General features: G+C 57.2%; 18 protein-coding genes. 8 read left to right on the top strand and 10 right to left on the bottom strand.

Annotated elements, in window-relative coordinates; genetic code table 11:
- Positions 1-525: 525 nt before the first annotated feature.
- The 8 genes from C7402_RS47640 to C7402_RS09025 all read right to left on the bottom strand — a co-directional run bounded on the left by C7402_RS47640 (position 526) and on the right by C7402_RS09025 (position 9,253).
- Positions 526-1,242, bottom strand: a complete 717-nt coding sequence (locus C7402_RS47640; protein ID WP_244314789.1) for a methyl-accepting chemotaxis protein — start codon at positions 1,240-1,242, stop codon at positions 526-528.
- Between the two features lie 661 nt (positions 1,243-1,903).
- The gene (locus C7402_RS09055) at positions 1,904-2,374 is read right to left on the bottom strand and encodes a VOC family protein (protein ID WP_116610356.1); all 471 of its coding nucleotides are present in this window, start codon (positions 2,372-2,374) and stop codon (positions 1,904-1,906) included.
- Positions 2,371-3,735, bottom strand: coding sequence for an MFS transporter (locus tag C7402_RS09050; RefSeq protein ID WP_133254446.1), 1,365 nt, complete (start codon positions 3,733-3,735; stop codon positions 2,371-2,373). Before C7402_RS09050 ends, C7402_RS09055 begins: the two co-directional genes overlap by 4 nt.
- A 149-nt stretch (positions 3,736-3,884) precedes the next feature.
- Entirely contained in the window at positions 3,885-4,541 is a 657-nt protein-coding gene (locus C7402_RS09045) for a YitT family protein (protein WP_244314788.1), read from the bottom strand.
- A gap of 210 nt (positions 4,542-4,751) precedes the next feature.
- Positions 4,752-5,015: a BON domain-containing protein gene (locus C7402_RS09040; protein WP_425273771.1), complete on the bottom strand. Its 264-nt coding sequence runs from the start codon at positions 5,013-5,015 to the stop codon at positions 4,752-4,754.
- Between the two features lie 186 nt (positions 5,016-5,201).
- The gene (locus C7402_RS09035; protein WP_116610352.1) at positions 5,202-6,281 is read right to left on the bottom strand and encodes a porin; all 1,080 of its coding nucleotides are present in this window, start codon (positions 6,279-6,281) and stop codon (positions 5,202-5,204) included.
- Positions 6,282-6,397: 116 nt separating this feature from the next.
- Entirely contained in the window at positions 6,398-7,312 is a 915-nt protein-coding gene (locus tag C7402_RS09030; protein ID WP_165841837.1) for a fumarylacetoacetate hydrolase family protein, read from the bottom strand.
- A gap of 972 nt (positions 7,313-8,284) precedes the next feature.
- Complete coding sequence (locus tag C7402_RS09025) at positions 8,285-9,253, bottom strand: helix-turn-helix domain-containing protein (RefSeq protein ID WP_116610350.1); 969 nt, start codon at positions 9,251-9,253, stop codon at positions 8,285-8,287.
- Positions 9,254-9,911: 658 nt separating this feature from the next.
- On the opposite strand from C7402_RS09025, the gene C7402_RS09020 reads away from it, so the two are divergent.
- Positions 9,912-10,808, top strand: coding sequence for a LysR family transcriptional regulator (locus C7402_RS09020; protein ID WP_116610349.1), 897 nt, complete (start codon positions 9,912-9,914; stop codon positions 10,806-10,808).
- An 805-nt stretch (positions 10,809-11,613) separates the two neighbouring features.
- On the opposite strand, the gene C7402_RS09015 is transcribed toward C7402_RS09020, so the two are convergent.
- Positions 11,614-15,240, bottom strand: a complete 3,627-nt coding sequence (locus tag C7402_RS09015) for an indolepyruvate ferredoxin oxidoreductase family protein (RefSeq protein ID WP_116610348.1) — start codon at positions 15,238-15,240, stop codon at positions 11,614-11,616.
- A gap of 363 nt (positions 15,241-15,603) precedes the next feature.
- On the opposite strand from C7402_RS09015, the gene C7402_RS09010 reads away from it, so the two are divergent.
- The 5 genes from C7402_RS09010 (at position 15,604) to C7402_RS08990 (ending at position 22,378) form a co-directional block, all read left to right on the top strand.
- Positions 15,604-15,969 (top strand): BON domain-containing protein, encoded by a 366-nt coding sequence (locus tag C7402_RS09010; RefSeq protein ID WP_116610347.1) that lies wholly within the window; start codon positions 15,604-15,606, stop codon positions 15,967-15,969.
- Positions 15,970-16,542: 573 nt separating this feature from the next.
- Positions 16,543-17,556: a homoserine O-acetyltransferase family protein gene (locus tag C7402_RS09005; protein ID WP_116610346.1), complete on the top strand. Its 1,014-nt coding sequence runs from the start codon at positions 16,543-16,545 to the stop codon at positions 17,554-17,556.
- Between the two features lie 252 nt (positions 17,557-17,808).
- The gene (locus C7402_RS09000; RefSeq protein WP_116610345.1) at positions 17,809-18,897 is read left to right on the top strand and encodes a porin; all 1,089 of its coding nucleotides are present in this window, start codon (positions 17,809-17,811) and stop codon (positions 18,895-18,897) included.
- 541 nt (positions 18,898-19,438) lie between these two features.
- Complete coding sequence (locus tag C7402_RS08995) at positions 19,439-20,350, top strand: LysR family transcriptional regulator (protein WP_116610344.1); 912 nt, start codon at positions 19,439-19,441, stop codon at positions 20,348-20,350.
- 309 nt (positions 20,351-20,659) lie between these two features.
- A complete protein-coding gene (locus C7402_RS08990; protein WP_116610343.1) occupies positions 20,660-22,378 on the top strand; it encodes an FAD-dependent monooxygenase in 1,719 nt (572 codons plus the stop codon).
- Positions 22,379-23,132: 754 nt separating this feature from the next.
- Here C7402_RS08990 and C7402_RS08985 read toward each other — a convergent pair.
- The gene (locus C7402_RS08985) at positions 23,133-23,531 is read right to left on the bottom strand and encodes a cupin domain-containing protein (RefSeq protein WP_279635543.1); all 399 of its coding nucleotides are present in this window, start codon (positions 23,529-23,531) and stop codon (positions 23,133-23,135) included.
- A gap of 515 nt (positions 23,532-24,046) precedes the next feature.
- On the opposite strand from C7402_RS08985, the gene C7402_RS08980 reads away from it, so the two are divergent.
- Together C7402_RS08980 and C7402_RS08975 are read left to right on the top strand one after the other, a co-directional pair.
- Complete coding sequence (locus tag C7402_RS08980) at positions 24,047-24,559, top strand: SET domain-containing protein (RefSeq protein WP_116610341.1); 513 nt, start codon at positions 24,047-24,049, stop codon at positions 24,557-24,559.
- A gap of 122 nt (positions 24,560-24,681) precedes the next feature.
- Positions 24,682-24,909 (top strand): hypothetical protein, encoded by a 228-nt coding sequence (locus C7402_RS08975; RefSeq protein ID WP_116610340.1) that lies wholly within the window; start codon positions 24,682-24,684, stop codon positions 24,907-24,909.
- Positions 24,910-25,202: the final 293 nt, after the last annotated feature.

The following is a 25,202-nucleotide window of genomic DNA, read 5'->3' as shown; positions in this document are numbered from 1 at the left end:
GGCCGCCCCGCAATGGAACATGGACAACCGTGCCCGCGCATGGCAGACGTTCAGTCAACCTCTGTCCGCGACGGGCGATGATGCCCGCCGCAGCAGCATGCACACTCCAGCCCCGTCGCGATGCGTATTTCACTGCACCGATGGTCGACGTCCAGGCCGGATCAAGTATGTTTGCTATGTCTTTAGCGGAAGAACTCTTTGCGCCAACCCGCCGCCTCTCGGCGGCGGTGCCGTGCCTCCGGCACGTGATCCCCAGTCGGAGGAGGGAACTGCGGTATAGCTCGAGCTCCCCGTCGTCACCTTCGAACGACAACGGTACGTTGCAGCGAAGCAGCTTGTTTCCCCCCCCCCCAAAAAAAACGGACCAAAAACTTGGCCCGAAATGACACACCCGCGTACATCTTCTTCAGCTCGCCTCGCTCAGAGCTAACTGCTGCTCAATACTGAAGCTCTCTACAGCCGTTTCAGACATGCGACGAGTCGAAGATGGGTGCGCCCCAGTCACAACCTTGATCAACCTATGTCTTAAAACGTGGCGCTGCTAGACAAACTAAACGCTGAGACGACCATGCCGAGATTCACGGCCTGCTCCTCCAGAGACTGCGCAGCTGCGGCAGCTTGCTCTACGAGCGCGGCATTTTGCTGCGTCGTTCGGTCTATCTGCTCGATTGCTTCGTTTGCGTGGTTAATCCCACGGCTCTGTTCATCGGACGCGTGTGCGATGTCGTTAACGATTTCCGCCACATGCGAGACTGACGCCTTGATACTAGACATGGTAGTACTGACTCTAGCGGCCTGTTCTGAGCTCGCGCGAATGTCGGCAACCGATGTCAAAATGAGTTCATGAATTTCCTTTGCCGCTGACGCCGAACGCTGCGCAAGGCTTCTCACTTCACTAGCGACTACGGCGAAGCCCCTGCCTTGCTCACCGGCCCGCGCCGCCTCCACAGCGGCGTTTAGCGCAAGTATGTTTGTTTGAAACGCAATCCCTTCGATAACACCAGTAATCTCGCTGATTTTGGAAGAGCTACTATTGATCCTATTGATGATAGTCACCATAGCTTCAACGACGGTCTCCCCCGCGACGGCATTCTCGGACGCCTCGGATACCAACGAGTTCGCGTGGCGCGCATTCGCAGCATTTTGTGTCACCATCGCACTGAGCTCCGCAACGGTCGACGATGTTCCTTGCAATGACACGGCTTGTTTTTCCGTGCGAACCGATAGATCCTGGTTTCCCATCGCAATCTCTCGTGTTGCAACGGTCACTGAACTAGTGGAATCATGGACAGCAATTACTGTCTCCTCAACTCGCTGCATGAACCGGCCGAAGGAAACTGCCGCCCTACCAAATTCGTCCATTCTCGGCGGAGTGGCCCTCTTCGACAAATCTAGCGTTAGCGCGATATGTTCAAATATTTCGCTCATCCGCCGAAGTGCGCCGCAAACAACTTTGTGCAGATGAACCCCAGCGTATATTGCGACTGCTAGCCCCGTAGCCGCAACCGCGAGCAGTCCCCCGAGTTCCCACTGATGGGGGGCAATGCCAAGCACAATCAGTCGGTAAGACCAGACGCTGGCCACGGCCCCGACTATGAGCATGATTGCACCACTCCCACCAAACCCAAGTGTTAGCTTCTGGCTGATTGACAACGAGAACCTATGCATTCCTCTCCCCGTTTAGCATTGATTTTCTAGTGCGTATCGATTGTCCGATTCTGAGAATTTCTACTCCCCCAATTCTCTGCCCCCACTTAAAGCATTGCCAAACGTGTTTGATCCGCATGCCAGCCAATCTGGTGCTGAACCCTCACGCTTTCGACAACCCGGCGGCATCCAAGCGACCACTGCAGGTTGCTCAGCTGTCCGACGGCGACATTAGCGCGCACGGCAACGCTTTACCTCACGAATCGTTCGGTGATTCGTGGTCATTTCCCAGCCAATAAGGATTCGATGACACACCCACACCCATCGGATGTGTTTCTCGTGTATAGAAACGAATACGTCGCTGATCTGGATCTTCGAGGGCGAGAACCCAACCAACGAGCCCAGTAAGCACCGGCGAGTGTGCTACCCCGACGCTTTCAAAATGCGCCTCCCATGCCTTCAACTCCTCGTGCGTATCCACTGTCAATGTCACATGGTCACGCCGCGCCTCGCTTGCGGCCTGCTGCGGCGACAGTCGAAGCTCGAGATGTGTCCCAAGACCATCCATTTCGAGGATGTACGCGAATAGAACACCATCCGGGCGACGATGGTCGAATTTTTCTATGCGACGCGCACCGAGCGATTTTTCATAAAATGCCAAACTACGATCGAGGTCAGAGACAGCGAATTTAATGTGATGGATGCCTTCAATTCGGGGCAGCTTCATGGCGATTCCTTTGGATTGAGAGCCGTATTTGCGGGTGAAAAGCTCTGATTCTTGGTGCCGTTCTCCTCGGTGCCCCGTACTTTCAAGGTCAAAAACAGGCCGGCGCTAACAACCAGCAGGGCGACCGAGCCATAGATGGCAAACTGATAGGACCCGGTCCTATCATGAAGCACGGCGTAGCCGAGCCCGCCCGCCGCCATGCCCGTATAAAAGAACGCGCCAAGCCATCCGTAGATAACGCCGTACCGACGCAAGCCAAAGCAGGCAGCAATAAAAAATGACAGCAGGTCGAGTTCAGCACCGATAGCGAAGCCGAACAGCAGCACGCCGATAATCGCGCCGACAGTCCCGGGGCGCCCTATCCACATCGCGGCACCAAACGCCGCTAACATCAAAACTGCAGCTGCGACCTGCTTCGGACGCCCAAGGTCGAGTGTTCGCCCGACAACTACACGGCTAATCACTACGGCGGCTGCCAACACCGAAAGTAGTTCAGCCGCGCGTTGAGGCGTGAATCCTTTCTCGATTAGTAACGATTGAAACTGCGAGACCATCCCGATGGTCGCCGCACTGACGAAGAAGATTGCGAGCCCCAAACACCAGAAAGCAGCGGTGCGCGCAGCCTGCGACGCGCTAACGCCGCTTTCCTCAAGGCTGCGACGGGCCGGATCCACTTTCCGATTCCCGATGCAAAGGAGCGCGATGACCGTGCCACACAATGTCAGGATGGCCATCAAGCTATATCCCGCTCGCCAGCCTCCGACCGTCAGGGTATGGTATAGAACGGCCGGCAAGATCATGCCGGCAGCTGCTATCCCAACCAGCGCACAGGCCAGAGCTGCGCCCCGGCCCGCCTGAAATCTGGCCGCAATCTGCCGCGTATAGGTGATTGGACCTGTGCCGGCGCCCAAGACATTGAGCAGCACAATTAGAACGTAGAATTGCAATAGCGTGCCTGTCATGAATGACAGGCCGAGATAGCAAGCCGTGATAGCGAGAGCCGAAGCCGCAGCGACGCGCCGCACGCCGATTCGGTCAACGACGACCCCGAAGATTGGGAGGACTGCAGCAGTTAGCGGGAGCGCAATCAGAGCTGCGGTCGCAGCACCCCTGGACCAGTTGAACTCGTGTTCGAGTGCACGAAAGAAGAGGCTCGACACAGGTGTATAAGCACCGATGCCACAGCCAAGACCAATGCCAGCGCCGACGATATCGCGCCAGCCTTCGCGCAGTTCACTCTTGAATGTAGTCATGGCCAAACGATGAATATTTGCCGTCGTTACGACTGCTCGCGACGGACAATTCAGTTTTAGGAAGTCACGCGCGCCGAATCCCGCATGATTAGAAAGGCCTTCCAGCAAAATGGCTTCTTACGCCACGTGCCCCTAGTCGAACCCAATATCAGTATCCTCGGGCCCCCTACGATCTCCAATCACACAATCCTGTGACGAAGTTCTCTCGAATTTCTGCGATTCAGGCTTTGATTGCCCTCGAGGCGGTGAACCGCCAGCTACACCCCGGTGTACCGACCAGGTCGATGGTTGAGAGCAATGACGAGATTCAATACAACGGCGCCCATGACGGAGCCCGCAAGAATCAGCGGCTTAACGATGAAGCACGACGCCATGAGGATCATCACGTCGACTACCATCTGGATCTTTCCCGCCCGAAATCCATACTCTTCTTGAAAAAAAAGGGCGACGAAATTTACGCCGCCAAGACACGCCTGATGTCGAAAAAGTACGACAAAACCAGTCCCCATCATCACGCCACCCAACGCGGCCGAGTAAGGAAGACTGAGCTTGCTGTACTGGACAAGTTGTAGTTGAACCATTGTAAAGACTGACACTAAAGACGACGCAACAAGGGACTTGCGTCTGAAACGGCGGTCCATGTTACGAAATGCAAAGGCGCAGAAAGGAAGATTGACCAGAAAAAAGACTGGTCCGAATGGAGCACCCGTCAGGTAATGAATCAGAAATGTGATACCGGCTGTTCCCCCAGTCAACAGCCCCACGTAACCGTAGAGACCGATTCCTGTGGATACGAGGAGCGCACCTATCACCAAAGCCAATGCATCTTCGTAAAAGAGGTGCCGATTCGAGGCCGACGAGTTTTGCGACGGTGATGGGTTAGCAGTTTGCATCGCAATCAGCGAAGTATCCAAAACGCAAGAATCGCGGCACAATTCTCGCGATCCCCGCCAGCCTTTCGGGTTCGACAGCGCTTTCCGGCATCCATATAGAATTCCCAACTCAGAAATTCGAACGACTCCTACTACTTCGGGGCTCGCGTACGTCCCTGTACGGACGAGAGCCCTGCGCCAGCAGAAGCCGCCCGCGTCAAGCAGCCGCGCACGGTTCGCACTACGCCATCCCTACTGGATAGGGCGCAACGTCAACTCGTTCTTGACAGAATTGACGCCAGGGACCCTAGCCGCCACCTCGGCGGCAAGATCACTCTGCGATTGGTCGACAACAGAACCCTCCAGCACAACCGCCCCGCTTCGTGCCCTCACTGCAATCGCGGTAATAGTCAGGCCTTTGGTTTTCGCAAGTGCCTTCCGAACTCTACGCTGAAGCGCGCGATCCGCAGCTTTCACAGCTTTCGCACTACTCGCTGTCGCTGTCGCGGAGGACATTGAGTCCTCTCCTTGAGCCTGCGAGTTCAGAGAAACCAACGCAATCGCTGCGAACACGATTGTTGCACTCCATCTGATCTTGATCATCAATTCCCCCGTTCAATCCAACGTTGGCGACGCCCGCAATAGGTTGCGTACGGTCGCGATTAAGAATCGCCCTTCGCGGTCAGATCGACCCGGACATTATCAGAAGAACGTACGGATGCCAACACGCACGGCAACATCGTTTCCATTACTAGATGCGGGGATGGCAAGAAATGCAGCGCGTGCTCCACCAGTGGCGTTCTGATATGCGGCACTCAGATAAACATCCGTGCGTTTAGACAAGGAATAGTCAAGGATCGCGCTTATAGTACGCCATGCGGACGGAGACATTCGCGTATACGAGTATCCCGCGCTACCCGACAAAGAAGGCGTGAACTGGAAAACTTCGCTAAGCTCATAGGAACGCATGGTTACGGAGCTTTTCGAGTCGTCAATCGTGGTCGCGGTGAAGAGAGCTCGAGTCGATGACGGACCGAACGTTACGCTGGCAGCCGCCTCGATGTTCTGCATATTTTCCGCCACAAACGCTCCGGGCGGAAACGAAGGGCCGAGTGACGCTGCGATCTGGGCCGGAGGATTGAGCGGCATGTCGCGCACATTGTTATATGCAAACGCAACGCTGAAGACACCGCCGGTATATCGCGCACCAGCCGCGACTGCCCGACCGTTACTTGCGCTTGCCGGCTGCCCCCCAAACGCATATAACGCGCCGATGCTCAAGCCGCCGATTGGGTCCACCGCGTACTTCACAGAATTGTTAATACGAAGTGACCCGGCTAAGTGGTCATAGTCTCCCGGATGGAACCCAAAAGCGCCAATGCGCGAACCCATCGAGAACAGGGTGACGTAGTCCCACACGAAATCATATTGTCGGCCGAGCGTTAGCGCGCCGAATTTCGGATGTGATAGGCCGACAAAGGCTTGACGGCCGAAGATCAGCCCGGGCTGAGAGAAAGCCCCAGTATTCAAGGAGAAGCCATTCTCCAGAGTGAAGATTGCCTTCAATCCGCCGCCAAGGTCCTCGCTACCACGAAAGCCAAAACGGCCGGGCTGGATGATGCCGTCGTTCGCCAGGAAATCACTCTTTCCGCCTGCGTTCGATACATACGTCAAGCCTGTGTCAATCAGGCCGTACAACGTTACTGAGCTTTGGGCTTCGGCGAGCTGCGAGAGGCTAAGCAACGAGATGGCCAAAGCCATCGCCGAGAGTTTGCGATACATAGACGTTGTCTCCAAACCATGTTTCAAGTTTTATTGTGATTTGGCGCAACAAGCTATTGGGCAGCGCCTGGCCCAGCATGGCGGCCGCTTTGCGGCCTTCCCCATTCGTTACAGATTTAGCGCAGTTCTTCGGCCACTTCGACATTTAGCGTACCAATGCCCTCAATCGAGGCCGATATACGATCCCCATGCTTTAGGAATGAACCGTATGAAACGCCGGAACCAGCCGGCGAACCCGTGAGAACAATGTCACCCGGCTCTAACGTGATGAACTGGCTGATGAGGCTCAACTGCTCCTCAATTCGATACAGCATTTCGGCAGTGGATGCGTCCTGTCTCGGCTCCCCATTTACAGAGAGCTGCAGTCGTAGCTGGTGCGGATCAGGGACGAAGCGCGACGGTCGGATGATCGGTCCGAGCGGACACATAGTGTCCTGGCATTTCCCGCGCATCAGGTCCACCTTGAGCGGGGAGTCGGGCTGCTGGATCCAGTCTCGCGCGCTCATATCCAGCCCGATGGAATAGCCTGCGATTGCCGCCTTTGCCTGCTCGAGGCTTGCATCACTGAGGCGCGCCCCCACAACGACCGCAAGTTCGATTTCCCAGTCAAGCTGGCGAGTACGTGGCTGGATTTTCACCGTCTTGCCCGGGCCCACCAAGGTAGTAGTCGGGGGCTTAAAGAAGAACGGCAACGGCTCCCAACGGGACACGGGTAATCCCATTTCTTCCAGATGACTTGCGTAATTTGCGCCGACCGCGATGACCTTGTTCGGATATAGCAATGGCACACCAAGCGTTACCTGGTCTGCGCCGCGTCCCAGCGCTGCAAACTCGGGGTCCTTCGCGCACTTTTCCGCAACCTTTTCCAGCAGGTCAACACTTGCGGACCAATCCGAAAACAGAGCCTTGACATCAACGGATGGTAACTCGATACCGTGTTGCATCAAGACGTCAAATGTCCAGTATGTCTCGCCGATTTCAAGCGCACCTACTGGGGCAGGGGTAAGCACCGTAGCAATTCCGAAATTCATTGCATGAGTCCATGAGAGGTTGGCCGCCGCTCGCGGCATTTTCGTGGACCCATTATCCAAAGTGACTCAAGCCACCGACATCACATGGATATGTGACAGCTCTCCGAATCGCACTCACTGGAGCAGTCCGAGCGAGTGTCGGTTGGTGCGTTAAATAAAGAGCCTGGGCTCACTCGTGATCCGACCTAGTTCGCGGTTGCGTTCGCGTGCATCTCACACTTCGGGCATGGCGTACGGAAGTGCTCTCAGCTAGAGCGCAAAGGTGAGTTCGTTCAACGACCGCCTTTTGACTTCGAAGCGGATCCAATCGCTCAAATCGCAGTGAACCGCACTGGTCGTCTCGGAGGCTCGCATTTTTGAGAGAGTCAGTCCATACACAAGACGGTAGCCAAGTTCTTTCCGAAAGCCCAGGCGTGCGGTACGCAAGCAGCACAGCGAACATCCGTAGATAAGCGGCGGGCGAGTTGATGATCGGCTGTCCGCCGCAGACGCAGCTGGACTGGGTCAAGCGTTAGGTTACAGGCAGAAATCAGTCGTGCGTAGAAGGCCAACATGCTGGTCTGCGGCATGTTTTCCGGATACTGGAAGCAGATAAACCGGTAGGGCGTTATGGTCGCACACTGCATGATCCGATCGTGATTAAGCGATGGAGCTTGCGACTCGCAACTGGATGGAAGTGAGTTCGCGCGACGACTCACGATACGTCCGCCTCGTGTTCACTAGCCCACGTCAACCGGCAGTTCAACGTTGAGCGGCAGTCGGATATTTAATTGCTCCCTACGCTGCGACTCATAAAATGGTATCCGCTGCGTGACATGAGCGTCACGCGAACCGGCGCATATTGGAACGCGAGTATCGACCCGTGACCCGCGAAAGCGCGTATTGATTGCTTCAGCCATACGTGCGCGATTTAGATTCCCTATCTAGAAGTCGTTATCTATCGGATAGCGCAGGGTAGTTGCACGTCTCACCTTAGCGCTTATGCGCTACGCGCCAAGCAGATGGCGTCGCCCCTACCACTTGCCTAAAAACGCGAGAAAAGTGGGCTTGACTTTGAAATCCTACGGTGGTCGCGATAGGTAAAAGTGCCAGATCGGAATGAAGCATCATTTCCTGAGCGCGAGCAATTCTCCGCTTCAGGACACATTCATGTGGTCGAAGACCGGTAGCTTGGCGAAATTGTGCCGCAAAGTGCATTCGACTCAGCCCCGCTACCCGTGCAAGATCGTTCAGTGATATTGAACTTGCGAGATTTGCCTCGATATAGTCGATTACGCGACGCACGCGCCAGCCGGCGAGCCCTTCGTGCCTCGTTGCAGGCGTGGTGGACTCCATCCCTCCCCGGGTGCGAAGGAGATGTGAAGCTATTGCAATGCACAACGCCTCAGCAAATACGCGATCCAGACTACAGGCGCCCAATTGTTCACGCGCCAAGGCCATCAGCAAACTTTCCAACACCGGATCGCGATTGAAGTAGATGCTTCGCAGCGTCAAGGGCCGAGCCGTGACACCAACTTCGTACTGTAAGTCGAAAAGCACCCGACTCGAGAAAAACACGTGCAATGCGTCGGTGGGTGCTCGAAAAATCCCGCGCAAAGCCACCCGCGGAGCCTCCAGGTGGATTGCGCCTGCTGGGGTTAGCCCGTCAAAAACCTTCCGCCCGTTCGAGTAGGCGGCGACATTAGTAGATCGAATCCCAAGTGAGAGCGAATAATAATCACCTTCCTGTTCCGCAACCCGCTCCCTGGTATTCACGTCTAGATCAGCAAACCGACTTATCGTAAAACCAACATGCTCCCCCGAGACGACAGACGGGCTTGCCGGTTGGCGCCAACTCGACTCATCTAATAGCAAACCTGACGCACTACCTAACAGGAGTCGCGCTCTATTCAATGAGGCGCAACCTCGAATTTGCTCACTCTGATCAAAATCAAAGTCCATCTTTCACCTCACAATCCAACGGAACAACTCACGTTGACCAGCATTTGATTCTACCCAAAGAGTGTTCTCATTGTGGGACAACGATGGTCTTGTCGACTGCGAGCTGTGCGACAGCTTCTTCGGCACAGATGCGCGAGCCTAACCATCAAAGTTGAGAAACCGATCGTACTCAGCGACGGCGAGTTTGAAGGAGCAGACAACTACTCACGCAGAATGGTCGCGCAAGATAAACGTTCGCTCATGCTGCGCGGGGGGGCCGGGACCGTCATCACCACGGGGCCCTTTCGCATTCCGGCGCCGCCTGTAAGTTGCGTGAACGCTGCACCAGGCGGCGACACCCGATTCCCTGCCTTCCCGGACAGGTAGTTCGATGGCGTTTCGCCTGTCTCGTACAGGACCACTGGGCTCGCCCGTGCGCAGCGCACGTCCAGGCTATGTCTATCCGCTGTGGGCGATGACGCCATCCGCCGCTGCATGCACATTTGCGCCGCGTCGCGATGCGAACTCGCCGGAGCGATCGTCGACGTCCAGCCAGTTCAGTTAGGCACTCGCCTGAAAGGATTTCTCTTCGAGCAGTTGCAGTGCCTAATTTCCAAGTAAAATAAGCCGGAGAGCGTTTTCATATCTATCGACATAGATTTCACCTATATTTACTCGCATGGCCATCTCCGACCTGAATCTGGTTCGAGTTTTCATCGCAATCTATGAAGCCGGGAGTGTCAGCGCTGCTGCACGGCGGTTGAACATTACACAACCATCTGTCAGCTATTCTCTTGGCCGACTTCGCGACCTGCTCAACGACGAGCTCTTCACACGCACTCGAGAGGGCATGGCGCCGACATTCAATGCGTCGCAGTTGTACACCGCATTCAGTTCCGCACTAAACGACATCGAGCGCGCAATTGTCGCGACTCGTGACTTCATACCAGAACAATCCAGTCGCTGCTTCCGGTTGGCTCTTTCGGATCTCGGCGAGCATTACCTGTTGCCACTCCTAGTGCGAGAACTCCAGCAGGTTGCACCCGAAATCAACTTAGAAGTTGTGCAACTGGATAGCGCGCGCGTCGGTGACTGGCTTTCGACAGGGACCGTCGATGCCGTTGTGGGCAACCTTCAGTTTATTGGCGGCCTAGCTCGAAAACGAACTCTTTTTTCAGAGACATACTCATGTATTCTGAGTGCGTCTCACCCCAGAATCGGCATGAAACTTTCCCTAGACGAATACGTCGCCGAGAAACATGTCGTTGTAGATCCACACTCGGGGCACCATCTAGTTGAGGACGTTTTGACAGAAATGGGACTTACCCGCAGAACGGCAATCCGGGTGCCTCATTTTACGAATCCGATTGGCGTAATCGCCTCGACGGACTTTCTTCTTACGCTGCCAACGCGAGTTGCTCGGGCAGTTGCCGAAGATGGTCGCGTACGCATCCTACCGCTCCCATTGCCGATACCGAACTTCGATGTGAACCTGTACTGGCAATCTCGAGCTGATGATACGACTGCGCAACACTGGTTCTGCGAAGTAATCGCCCGCGCCCTTAGTGCCGCGTAGCCTCGCAAGCCAATCCACACCGACCGCCACTTCGCTGCCTGCAAGAATGTCAGCGCTCGAATATTGCAATTCACTTAGGCAGTTGTCGCATCGATTTCGATGAATATCGCGTAAAACACCGGCATTTCGAATGCGAACGACAACGCTGATGTCCCGAAGGACTGGTGAACTGCCGGATAAAGTCGAAAGGGAACCGATCAGTCGCGACGAATGCACGGGCAATGTGAGGCCATCGCGATGCACTCGCTGCCAGATTGATAGGATCAGTCGGCGCGCAAGGCCGGCCAGTGCCGCTTTCCGACACTTGCTAGAAAGCGAACCAAGCATGAACGTTGAGAAGCCAAGTCTGCCGCCAAATTGACGGACTAGCTATAGGCGGCGCCTACCTCCCGCCCCCCCTTTAGTGGACGTCAGCAATACAGACTGCCCATCGTCGCTGAGAACCTGTACCGCGCCAGAGGCAACCTTGAACATCCGCCCATCCGATTGGAAACGCGATAGTCTCTCTTGCACCTCACTGAGTCCCAGGTCATACCCGCGACAAAAGACGAAATTTTCCATGTACGCCTTGCTCTTCAAGATCCATCCAGCCCTCGGGTAGGTCTGTCATCTAACCAAGATAGCCGACCTCGGAACACCAAGATCGGCTGCTCTACAAGCACAGACATCTAGCTTTTCCATGTACGCCTTGCTCTTCAAGATCCATCCAGCCCTCGGGTAGGTCTGTCATCTAACCAAGATAGCCGACCTCGGAACACCAAGATCGGCTGCTCTACAAGCACAGACATCTAGCGCAAGCTTAGAGTCACTTCGTTACGACTACCGGGATGCCGCGCAACGCACCGGCGCCCTTGAACGAATCAACGGCTTCCTGAACAACCGGGCTCGTCTTCACGTCGAGCTTCAGGCGCGCAGCCAGTTCGCGTTCATTGCGCTTGACCGCCGCAAGGTTCGCGAGCTTCACGTGGCCGTAGCCGCGCACACGCTGATGCAGCGCCGCAAGCTTCTCAACGTCATCGGCGGCATCGGCATATTCGGTAGTCAACTTCCCAAATGCGTTTCGCATCGTGGCGTCGTAATCGTCGGCGAGCGCGAGTTCCATACGGCGCTCGAGCGTGCGGCCGAACGGATCGAGCCACGTGCCACGTACGCCGCGCCCCTTCGAGAGCAGCGCGAGGGCGCGCCACATCCACTGACCGAACTGCATCTTGCGCGGCGGCTGGCCGTTCTTCTCACGGGCGATCACCGGCGGGGCCATGTTGAACTTGACCGTAAAGTCACTGCCCGCCTTACCCTCGAATTGTGCCTCGAGTGCCGCGCGGAACGCCGGGTCGGTGTGCAGGCGCGCGACCTCGTATTCGTCCTTCACGGCGAGCAGCCGATAGAACGTAGTCGCGACGGCGCGTGCAAGCGCGTTCTCGGTGGTTTTGTCTGCGCTGCGTGCGGCATCGACCAGCGCGCGATAACGCTTCACATAGCTCGCGCCGCCATACGCGAGCAGACGCGTTTCGCGATCGGCGATCAGTTCGTCGAGCGTTTGCGTGAGCTTTCGTGCCGTGGCTTTCGCAGCGGCATTGGCCTGGTTCACGCGTTGCGTGTCGAGCGCTTCGAGTGCCGCAGGATCGGCGGCAGCCATACGGCCGATCGAGAACGCGAACAGGTTTGCCTTCACGGCCACGTTGTTCAGCTCGATGGCACGCGTGAGCGCCGCGAGCGAAACCGGCACGAGGCCAAGCTGCCACGCAAAACCGAGCATCACGATGTTCGCGCCGATCGTGTCGCCGAGATAGCGTTGCGCGAGCGCTTGCGCATCGCACGCGGAGAGCGGATCTTGCGTCGACGTTGCGCCGTTGGTCGCCGCGTGGCGCATCTTCGCGAGCAGCGCATCGGCGTGCAGGTTCGCCTCGGGGTTCTGCACGAACGACGCGTTCGGAATCTGATGCGTGTTCACGACGATGCGCGTGCGGTCGTGGCGCACGGTTTGCAGCGCATCGGCGCTTGCGCCCACCACCATGTCGCAGGCGAGCAGCAGGTCGGCCTGCTGCGTGTCGATGCGCACCTGGTTGAGCAGCGCATCGGTCGCGGCGAAGCGCACGAACGAAAGCACCGAACCGCCCTTTTGCGCGAAGCCCATGAAGTCGAGCACCGAGGCGCTCTTGCCTTCCAGGTGCGCGGCCATGCTGATGAGCGCGCCCACGGTCACGACACCGGTGCCGCCCACGCCCGTCACGAGAATGTCGTACGGCGCGTTATCCAGATGCGTAGCGGGAACCGGCAGCGCATTCACGCGAGCGGCCAACGCTTGCGGATCGAACGCCGCGCCCGCGGCCTTTTTGAGCTTGCCGCCTTCGATGGTGACGAAGCTCGGGCAGAAGCCGTTCACGCACGAATAGTCCTTGTTGCACGACGACTGGTCGATGCGGCGCTTGCGGCCCAGTTCCGTTTCCACGGGTTCGACCGAAAGACAATTCGACTGCACGCCGCAATCGCCGCAGCCTTCGCACACTTCCTCGTTGATGAAGAGGCGCTTGTCCGGGTCGGGGAATTCGCCCTTCTTGCGGCGGCGGCGCTTTTCGGCGGCGCAGGTTTGATCGTAGATCAGCACGGTCACGCCCGGCGTTTCGCGCAGTTCGCGCTGAACCGTGTCGAGTTCGCTGCGGTGATGGAACGTCGTGCCCTTCGGGAACAGGCCGTGATGGCCGTCGTACTTCTCGGGCTCGTCGCTCACCACCACGAAGCGCGAGACGCCCTCGGCTTCCACCTGGCGCGCGATCTGCGGCACGGAGATGCTGCCGTCCACGGGCTGGCCGCCCGTCATCGCGACCGCGTCGTTGTAGAGAATCTTGTAGGTGATGTTGGTCTTCGCCGCCACCGCCTGGCGAATCGCGAGGATGCCTGAGTGAAAGTAGGTGCCGTCGCCGAGATTCTGGAACACGTGCGGCATCTTCGTGAACATCGAATGCGCGGCCCAGTCCACGCCTTCGCCGCCCATCTGGATCAGGCCCGTCGTGTCGCGCTCCATCCACGAAGCCATGAAGTGGCAGCCGATGCCGGCCTGCGCGATCGAGCCTTCGGGCACCTTCGTCGATGTGTTGTGCGGGCAGCCCGAGCAGAAGTAGGGCGTGCGGCGCACGGCGTCGGCGGCGTTCGAGAGGATTTGCGGCGCGACGAGATCCACCACGCGCTCGCGGCGGTCAAGCGTTGGCCGATGCTTCGCGAGCCACGCCGCGAACACGGGCAGGATGCGCGAGGGGCGCAACTCGCCAAGCTCGGAGAGCAGCAGCGTGCCGTCTTCGGCGTGCTTGCCGATCACCGTCGGGCGCGCGCCTTCCTTGCGGTTGTAGAGATAGTCCTTGATCTGCTGCTCGATCACGGGGCCCTTCTCTTCGATCACGAGCACGTCGGTGAGGCCCGAGACGAACGCGTCGATGCGCGACATCTCCAGCGGGAACGACAGGCCCACCTTGTAGATGCGCACGCCGGCTTTATCCAGATCGTCGATGGTGAGATCGAGGCGGCGCAGCGTTTCCATCAGGTCCAGGTGGGCCTTGCCGCAGGTGATGATGCCCACATTCGCGTGCGGGCTCGGCGCGACCCACTTGTCGATGCTGTTCATGCGCGCGAAGTGGCGCACGGCGTCGAGCTTGGCGGCCAGACGCTGCTCGATCGAAAGGCTCGGCAGATCGGGCCAGCGGTTGTGCAGGCCGCCAGGCGGCGGAGTAAAGCCTTCGGGCGCTTGCCAGTCGGTCTTGATCGCATCGAGATCGACGGTCGAGCCCGACTCCACCGTTTCCGAAATCGCCTTGTAGCCGACCCACGCGCCCGAGTAGCGCGAGAGCGCCCAGCCATACAGGCCGAATTCGAGCATGTCGGCGATATTCGACGGATTCACCACGGGCATGTGCCACGACATCATCGCGAAGTCGCTCTGATGCGGCATCGACGACGACACGCAGCCGTGATCGTCGCCGGCCACCACGAGCACGCCGCCGTGCGGCGACGAGCCGTAGGCGTTGCCGTGCTTGAGCGCGTCGCCCGCGCGATCCACGCCCGGGCCCTTGCCGTACCACATCGCGAACACGCCCTCGACGGTGCGCTCCGGGTCCGCTTCCACGCGCTGCGTGCCGAGCACGGCCGTGCCGCCCAGTTCCTCGTTGATGGCGGGCAGGAAGCGCACGTCGGCGGCTTCGAGCAGTTTCTTCGCCTTCCACGCCTGCTGGTCGACCATGCCGAGCGGCGAGCCGCGATAGCCGCTGATGAAGCCCGCAGTGTTCAGCGCGTGCGCGCGGTCGAGTGCGCGCTGCATGAGTGCGAGGCGGATGATCGCCTGCGTGCCGGTCAGGAATATGCGGCCAGTCGTTGCCGTAAGGTTGTCGGTTAGCTTGTAGTCAGACAGTGCCGAAGAATCGCCGAAAGCCGGGCGTGCCGTCATGAAAAGTCTCCAGAATACGTGGAACACGCGCCACATTCGATGCGTGAAATGAGACGGCCATTGTCGGTGGAACCCTTGAGTAAATTCTTTCTCAGTTGCCGCGACTTTCGGGTTACGCAGGAACTCCTGCCTCAATCCCGCATCCGCGCGAGGGTTTTCTGCTAGTCCATAGCATTCGACTAAACGCGACGCGCTTTATTCACGTTAGTTATATCCCCGTATTCGCCCGATTGGGTATCGCGGGCATGTCGCTTTGTCCATCATAGTGCAAGCCCCAGAGTAACGACCAACCGGCTCTTCTCTGGCGGCGAGATGGATATATAAAAAGCAACGACCGTCAGATACCTTCCGTGGAAGAGAACCATGAAATTACTCGCATACGCACTTATCGCTGGCAGCGTCACTATCGTCTTGGTACAAAACATCGCAACAGCGCAGCCCGCCTCGGAACCGCAAGCTTCGGCTGCTCAGGGTAGCCCTTACAAGCAATTCCGTTATTCCAGCCCGGCGGACAAGGCCTTCGCAAAGTCCGTGTGGAAGCACATTGCGCATATGAAAGGCCTTGACCTCGCCGACGTCGCGATTATCGCGAAGAATAGTGATGTTCTAATCACGGGTCGCGTGACAGATGCTGAGCAAATCTCGAAGATCGGTGCGGCGGTGCAGGAAGCCCCGGGCGTACATGCGGTTGTCAACAATCTCATCGTCTGGCCGGTGAGACCTAATTAAGCCGAACGCACGAATGCTCCGGCGCGAACGTAGCTTCCACTCACTCGCGCCGGAGTGCGCAGCCTGACAGTCTCGGGACTTGCTCTAGCTTTAGACCTGCGACGCCAAAAGTTTGCAAGACCAAAAGCGCAAACGTGCCAGCCGGTACTGTCCGTCCTTCGGCCTTATTCACCTTCGTGATACCCCCATATACCACCTAACCCATTCCTCTTTTTCAATGGGCTGGTCATCATAGGTCCGTCTGCCTATATCGCAGCTTGCCCCAAGACATATCAGTCAGAGGGATAAGAACAGTGGAGACAACCTCGTCCGCACGAACAGACGTGTCTGGCAGAGACTTCACAAGTCTCGAGTCGCATATGGCGCACTGTACGCGTCATCGATGGTGGCCAGCGACTGAGCAGTATTCGAGTGGACGCTATCCATGAGTGAGATGCGAGTCGAACATTCGAAATCTCGTGTTCGTGGACAGAATTTCACGGCGAATAACCTTGCCGGATGTAGTTCGATCGAACCTGCAAGTGTTGGCTAGAGACTCGTTTGCCCCAACTATTGAGCCACCCGGTCCATAAAATGAAGAACTCGTTGCACACTATCCCCACTCTGACGCTAGCCAGCGGAGTGACGCTTCAAGACGTCGTCATTGCGTACACCACGATGGGCGATCTTGCACCTGACGGGAGCAACGCTGTACTTCTAACGCATGGCTACACAAGCGGCCACGACATGGCGCTTCCTGGCAGTAACGCAGTCGAAGGCTCGTGGTGCGAAATCGTCGGGCCTGGAAAGCCAATAGACACTGAACAGTTCTTTGTGGTCTGCCCGAATATGCTGGGTTCGTCCTATGGCTCAACGAACGCCGCCTCGATAAATCCTGCGACGGGAAGCCCATATGGCTCTTCCTTTCCGGATATCACACTGGGCGACATCGTCGAGACGCAACGCAGCTTGGTCGACGCCTTGGGGGTCAAGAAGCTCGTCGCCGTAGTGGGTCCATCCTTCGGCGGATTTCAGGCCTTCCAATGGGCAATTTCATATCCCGACTTTGTCGACGGGATCGCCGCTTTGACCAGCGCGCCCTTCTGCCCAGCTGCCGACGTTGCAGGAATTGAAAAACGACTTTCGAGCGATCCGAACTGGAACGGTGGCAATTACTACGCCGGTCTGGGCGTGAAGCCCACCCTCGCAAAAATGCGCTCCGAGACGCTGAAGGTGTTTGGTATCGACGCAGTCCTCGAACAGCAGTTTCCCGATGCTGTAGAGCGCGACACGGAAATAGTGCGTCTAGCGGATAAATGGGCCGAAAAATTCGATGCAAATTCGATGTTGATCCTCATGAAGGCTGCAAGTGCCTTTGATGTACGCCCTCGTCTAGGCAATATCAAGGCACATGTCTTCTTTGCACTTTCGTCGACTGATCGCCTGTTCCCCCCGACTCTGTCTGACGAAGTAATGCAGGCATTGGCGCACGCGGACGTTGCAGCCGAGTATCACCAGATTGAAAGTCGGTTCGGCCACTTTGCTTCTGGCGTGGACGCAAAAAAGTGGTCTGAACTACTGCGCACCTTTATGGCACGTCTGACGTGAAGGTGAGTATCTACGCTCATTAGCGTAGGTATCTAGTTCGAAACGAGGAAGATTTTAGAAGACCCCGCGACTAATCGCGGGTCGGCTTCGCTCGTTCATTTTCTGGTTTCACGCCAGGAACTCATGAGTCACTTTCAATCCATCCGACTCCGAATACCGTCATAGAACGAAGGTGTCTGCACGTAGAAGGTTCGAGAGTAGCGGACAAGCTTCGCCATGAAAAAGACTTTCATATAAACCAGAGGAGACACAATGAGGAAGAGGAGCTTAGTATCGATTTCGGCGTTACTTATTTCTGGCTCGGTTTTCGCGCAAAGCAGCGCGACACTGAGCGGAATTTTGGATGCCGGAGTCTCCTACATCAGCAACGAGGCCGGACACAGCAACACGAAATTCGATGATGGCATTGCCTTCCCAAACATTCTGAGATTTTCTGGCAGAGAGGATTTGGGCGGGGGCACTGCGGCAATCTTTGAATTGATGGATCAATTCTCCATCGGTACTGGCAGCATCCTTCCGGGTCAAAGCCTCTTCAGCAGGACGGCGTACGTCGGTCTGGACGATCACGCTCTGGGTAGACTGACACTTGGGAACCAGTATGACTTTATGACAGATTCCCTGACCTTTGGTTTCAACGACGCAGCAACATTTCCAGGGGTAGGTCTCTACGGCTTCCGAAACGGCCCCTTCAACAAGTTGGCGATTCCGGGTAACCCAACGGGCGCGTTTGACTGGGATCGAATGGCCGGGGAGCGAATCCAGAATTCCGTCAAATATCTAACCCCCACCTTCGCCGGCTTCTCCGCAGGCGCACTGTACAGCTTCGGCGGCGTGGCCGGCTCTATTGGCACCAACAATGCGTCAAGCTTTGCCTTGAACTACTCAGCCGGTCCAGCTGGTTTCAACGCTGCATATACGAACGTCAAGTACCCCGTTGCAGGACATCAGGTAAGCATCCAGAACTGGGGCGTGGGCGGACACTATACGTTCGGCAAGCTTCGAACAATTGCGCTCTTCACGACTGTTCGCAACAGTGCAAACCATGCCGCAATCTGGCAGGGGCAAGTAGGCGCCTTGTACAGGCTGGATGCGGCGTGGGCCGTCAGCGCGAACTACATGTACATGGACGGCAATGCCGCACTCAACGACAACCATGCGCACCAAGGCACCGCTACTCTCTCATATACGCTCTCGAAGCGCAGCACTGTGTACCTTACCGGTGTATATCAACGCACGAACAGCGGCGCAAACGCATTGATCAACGGGATCACTAACCCGAACGGGTCTTCCAGCAGCCCCAGTCAGTTCATCGCCCGGGTCGGCTTCCAGACTCAGTTCTGACATTCAGGCGAGGCGCAGCCTCGCCTGTCTCCCGGTGGTGCGTTCGCACGCCTTCCGAATTGCCTGGCCCGCCAACTGGCACGCCAACTTCGTGCCTGGTATTTTGACTGTGGCGACACGACGACGCCAACACAAAAAAGATGCGACTGACCTCTCCTGGTCACGTTGCATTCCTCTGACGTTCGCACTCCTTTCACCGACAAATCCGCTGGCAATATGGCGTCTCGGCGCCAACAGGCAGGGTTCGAAACCGTGCGAATCGTTAAAAAATCAGAATTTTCGGCAATACATCGCAATTGCACAGGGCAAACTGTTTGCGCAAGCTCGCTCGGCAGACTGCTGACTGAGCAAAGTCGACCGCTATGGGGTAGCGAAAGGCACTTTCGTCTGACGCCACTACACGATATACCGAGAGTGACGACACAGGCGCGATCCCTACCGAGGATGAACCGTTATTACGACCTCATCGAGTCCTTGGAATCGGTGGAGCTCAACGCCAAAAGCCTCATGTCGACCTTTAAAACACGTACATGGCCTAAGTATGAAACTGCGAGAACTCGACCTCAACCTCCTCGTTGTGCTCCACGAGTTGCTCACGCAAGGTAGTGCTTCAAAGGCAGCGGAAACCCTGGGCATGTCCCAACCAGCCGTCAGCAATTCGCTCAACAGACTGCGCAAAATGCTCGGCGACGATCTCTTCCTACGCACATCGAAAGGGCTCACGCCTACCCGCTTCGCGGAGCACCTGAACGAGCCTATCGCCCACGCGTTGCAGGTGATTCTTGATAGCGTCAACGAAGTATCAATATTTGATCCGGCCACGAGCAACAGGAACTTCAATGTTGCGCTTACCGATGTAGGGGAGATTTACTTTCTTCCCGCCTTGATGAAATTGTTGGCTACGGCAGGCGCTGGGATAACGATCAATTCCGTGCGCAACACCGCCGTGAACCTGCGTGACGAAATGGAGGGTGGAAGGATTGACCTTGCCATCGGCTTACTACCCGATCTCGACTTCGGCTTCTTTCAACGCAAGCTTCTTTCTCAGCAGTATGTGTGCCTCTTTCGACGCGGCCATCCGTTCGAGACGCTCGGCTGCACAAGAGAGCGTTTCGAGGAAGCTGAACACGTCAATGTCCTCGCTGAGGGCACTGGGTACGCCGCGATTGAAGCCATGCTTGATCGAGCCAAGGTCAAGCGGAACGTGAGACTGTGCGTACCCAACTTCGTAGCCGTAGGTTACATCCTGCAGTCGACCGATATGGTTGCCATCGTCCCGGCGGCATACGCCAGGCGAGCCTTTGGCACTGAGACGCTTGCGACAGCCCCATGCCCCATCGACATCCCCGAGATCAGCATTAACGTGCTTTGGCACGCACAGAATCACAGGGATGCCGGCAATCAGTGGCTTAGACAGCTCATTTATGAGCACTTTGCTGAGCAGGAACAGTGAATCGTAAGCGGTCCATCACGGCCGACCTCCTTCACAGGCCGCATTAGCTCCGATCGCATAGTGACACCAATCGCGCCGAGCCGGGCACCGAGATAGACGCCGGGCCTGGCTCTCGGGCGTAGCCCATCGTTAGGCGATATTCAGAATCGTGATATGGGGTGTTCATTCTCACGTTGTTCCGGTTTTGCCATAGATGCTTCATCATCGAGTACATCAACCAACGTCGCGTGGTAGTCGCCCTTTTCTTCTCCCGGCGAAGGCGGCCAGTAATCACCACATTCCACGCTTATCAGAGACACAGGGACATCTATGAAAGACGCAGCATCCTCAGATCAACATGAATTTGACTATCCGGTCGTCATTGCTGGAGCGGGCCCGGTCGGGCTTATGCTTTCGATTCTCCTGTCGCGCCAGGGGATTCGCAACATTGTGTTCGAAAAACGCGAGCAGATAAATACCATGCCCCGCGCGCGTGGAATCAACGTGCGGAGCGTCGAAATATTGACCCAACTCGACCTGGGCGAAGAGTTGCGGCGTGGCTCGTTGCCACCAACGTGGGCACGTCAGTTCGTTTACACCGAAACGATGGCTGGCGAGCTCATCGGCATCATGCCGGGCAACATGGGACCGGGGATGGCGGCGGACCATTCCGCCTGCGAATACCGCATAGCAGCCCAAGACCGTCTCGACCCCATGTTGTACGCAAAGGCAGAGAGCTTCGAGGAATGCACCATCCTCTTTAGTCACGAAGTCGTGGACTATGTTGACAACGGTTCTTCGGTGACAGTCACGATAGTGGATCGAAGCTCACCGCAGGAAACTGCTCCATACGAACTCCGTGCGCAGTATCTGATTGCTGCCGATGGTGGGAAGAGTGGTCTTCGCGCGGCGGCGGAGATTGGCGACGCCTACAACGCGACGTATCGTTCATTTGTAGCAGCCCGCTTTCACGGCGGCCTCAGTACTTACTCGACCGGAAGAGAGGGTGCGCTGATCTGGACACTGGCGCCTAGCGCTGCTGGGGTATTCCATCCACTCGATGGTGCAGACAACTGGTCTGTTCAAATTCAGTACGATCCGAACTCAGAAAATCCGGATGAGTGGACACCGGACGACGTGCTCCAGAAGATTCGCCGAATGGTCGGTGTTCCCGATGGCGACGAGTTGAACATCGAGTTGGTCAAGTACTACAAGTACACGCTGACGGTATCTGTTGCGGACACATTCCGGAAGGGGCGACTTCTGCTTGCCGGAGATGCTGCACACCGGACGCTTCCCCACGGTGGCTGGGGGCTCAATACGGGCATCCATACAGCGCACAACCTTGCGTGGAAACTCGGGGCCGTTTTGCGCGGCGTTGCTCCCGACGCCCTACTGGATACCTACAACAATGAGCGGCGAGAGGCCGCGCTCCGCAATTGCGAGTTCGCGAAAGTCAATGCCGGCTACATTGAACAGATGATGCGAGCCTTGCGTGAGTCGTCGTCCATCGAAGAGCGCCGTCGAATCGTTGCCTCCTCAAAGCAGTACGGTAACTGGCTTGGACTCGACTTGGGTATCCACTACGAAGGTACGGAAGGACCCGGCGCCTACGTGCCGGATAACGTAAGCCCACCATCTGTCGGCAATGCCGTAGTTGAATACACGCCGCACGCAAAGCCGGGCTGGCGTGCTCCCCACTTCTGGGCGCGCACGGCAAACGGAGGTCACCGAGTCTCGGCTGTATCGTTGTTCGATCAAGATTTCGTGTTGCTTACTGGCGCTAGTGGACAAGCATGGATCCGTGCCGCATCAGAATTGAACAAAGAGGGCGAGCCGCGAATCTTGCCTCTTCGTGTTGCGGACGACGGAGACCTGGTTCCCGAAGCCATCGACTTCGGCGACCTGTATGGAATCGGGTCGACGGGTGCAGTGCTCGTGCGGCCAGACGGGCACGTCGCGTACCGTGCGGTCGCAGCAACGCAGGACGTGCTGAAAGACCTCCGTTCAGCTCTCCGTTGCGCACTCGGCCATCAAAGCCGCCTATGAATGATGCCCGGTCAAGGTTGTTCAGTGCACCATGGCCGGATCGGATCAAATGCCTGCGTGGTCGCGAAGATGTGGCGCGGCAGTGGCACTCAAATTGTCGGGCGCAGCGGCCGGTGGAAGGACGTGTCAACGTCAACTGAAAACTGAGCACGGTCCGTGAGCAAGCGGCCTTGCGCTCCAACAAAGCATACCAGTCGGACCAGAACATGCGATCACGGCGTGGGTCGCACGGAAGATGTGCTCGGTCCCGATGAGCGAATGCGCTGTTTGCGATATCGCCTTATCGCAGGTACCACCGACTCGCGCAGGGAACGGCTCAAATTGAAGCGAAAGCATGAGCGTGGGCCGCAAGCCGTTCATCCGGTGGTACTTGAATCGGTGGAGGCATTGGCCAACTTCCATGGTGGGGGAAGAGATTACGACGACTGCAGGCCGAGACAAGGCCGTTAGAGGCGGCGAGGACGATTTCCCGAGGTCAGTCCGCCGAAGTTTTCCTCCAGAAATCGACACAAAACGCGTCTATTTAGATAATTTTTATTATCACAATGTCTCCATTTAATCATTAAACTTCAGCGTATGAAAATCCGACTGAACCGGATCGCCGCCCCGCTCTGCTAAAGATGGCGGGTTTTTCCGATGCTGACGAAACGCTCCGTGGTATGAAGGGCCGCCTGGTACGTCAGGACCGTCGTGCGCTTTGCCGAGCAGCAAACTCGCTGGAAGCAGCAAGCGCCAATCCAGATCAATGCGGATATCAGGGCGTAACGCCAGACCCGGGGACTAACGAGTCAAGGTCCGGCCGCATCGTGACGCTTTCCTGTTCTTTGGGATCCGTTCGGGCGATCACCGCAACGCAAGGATCATCCGGGCTCGCGTTATACGGAGCGTGAGGCACCCCTGCCGGAATGTAAAAGAAGTCTCCGGCTCGAACCACCGCATGTTGTTCCAGGCGTTCGCCATACCAGCACCCCGATACACCGCTCAGCTGGTAAATAGCGGTCTCATGCTCTCCGTGGAGATGCGCCTTCGCGCGGCCACCTGGCGGAATGGTTGCAAACTGAAGATGCACATGCTTGGATCCCACGGTTTCCGCAGAGATACCGACAGCATAGGTGAGCCCTTGTTTGCCTTTGAACTCCCGCCCAGCTTGCACAAGCTGTGCAGGTAGAGGAAACAAGCTTCCGGTTACTAGTATTCATCGCGTCTCCAGACAGTGACAGCGGACAGCGCCGAATGGGCGGGCATACGGCCGCAGAATACACCCGGTCACGGATGGAAGGCGGTTAGCCGTTGCAGGTCGCACCCGCCCCTCCGATGACTGCCAGATCTCGCGCTACGTCCCCTGTGAAAAGCGCTGCCCGAGATCGGGCAGCCACGCCAGAAAAGATATTGATAGCGTGATCTTCGAGCCGTGCTTTGCGGACATAGCTGCAGTAGCGCCATGCCGGCGAGGCGAGGCCAGCGAACGGAAACACGAGACGACCCTCATGGACATCGAGTGCGACAAGCGCGGCAAGCCACATTGCATTACCCAAGCAATCAATGGCGGTTTGCGGCGGCCCATATGCGCCGGCTCATGACCATGACTCCCGTAACGATCCGGTGCGACACATTTGGGGCCGTTGCTGCGGCTATACTCCAGACCTCGCTTTCTCACACTTTCCCGACATGAAGCGCGTCTCCGTTCGGCAGTCCCCCGTCCGCGGAAAGGGTGTATTTGCCTTGCTGGCACTTTCCGCTGGCGAGCGCATCTTTGAGTACAAGGGGCTCGTCACCACCTGGCAGGAAGCGACCCGCACCTACACGCAGCGCGCCAACGCCGCGCACACTTTCCTATTCGGGTTGTCGGACAGGCGCGTCATTGATGGCGGCCGCGGCGGTAACGGCGCAAGGTGGCTCAACCATGCGTGCAAGGCGAACTGCGAGGCGATAGAGGAATCAGGCCGGGTTTATATCAACGCGCTCAGGGAGATCCAGCCCGGCGAGGAACTGTTCATCGACTACGCGCTTGAAGTTTCGGCGAAAGCGCGCGATTCAGGCAGCGAGTACGCCTGTCCCTGTGGCGCCAGGCGTGGCCGCGGGACCATGCTTGCTCCGATCTGGGTTCGCCTTGCAGACGGATCCCGTCAACGAAGTACGCGGCGACTGCGGGAGCCAATACCTCAAGGCGCGGATGCCTAAGCGCATCAGGCACTGGAACGCGTCAAAGGCCATGGTCCACGCTGGGTGTGGCCTTTGGGGGCATTCGATTTGTTCAACGCTCCGCTGCTCGATCTCAATACAGATCCCTTCGAGGTATTCGCATGACCACGCATCAACACCTCACACGCCACGCGCTTTCATTGCGCCTGCATACGCATTTGCACGTGCAGCACGACAACGACCGCATGCGCGAAGCGCTTTCGGTCATTGCCGATATCGCGAAGTCAAGCGCTGACCCGAAGTTATTGCCGACCATTGCCCGTATCGCGCGCTCGGGGCTCGTCGGCGCGCCTCCCGTCAATCCTTCGGTGATGGAGGTCAAGTCATGAGCCGCCGCTGCGCATGCCCTGAATGTGAATGTATCGTCGGTGATGACCTTTGGGGATGCAAAGAGCATTGAGCGGCATTGCCCAACGATCTTCGAGCCGGTATAGGTCGTGCTTATCGGCGAGGAATGGATACGGGCAGCCATCCCACGTCCAGCTACCTCAAGCGTGTACCCGTGCGCAAGCATAGATTAAGCTCCAACAGACGGAAACCCGAATCACAACATCCTTACGTTCGATCTGATACGCTACGACCTTCTTATTGCCTGACAATTAGCCAAAAAGCACGCCAAAAA

Origin of the sequence: Paraburkholderia unamae (assembly GCF_003096875.1) — a bacterium.
GTDB classification, from domain to species: Bacteria; Pseudomonadota; Gammaproteobacteria; order Burkholderiales; family Burkholderiaceae; genus Paraburkholderia; species Paraburkholderia unamae.
Note: the sequence above shows the minus strand (reverse complement) of the source record. Positions and strands in the feature narration are given on the sequence as shown.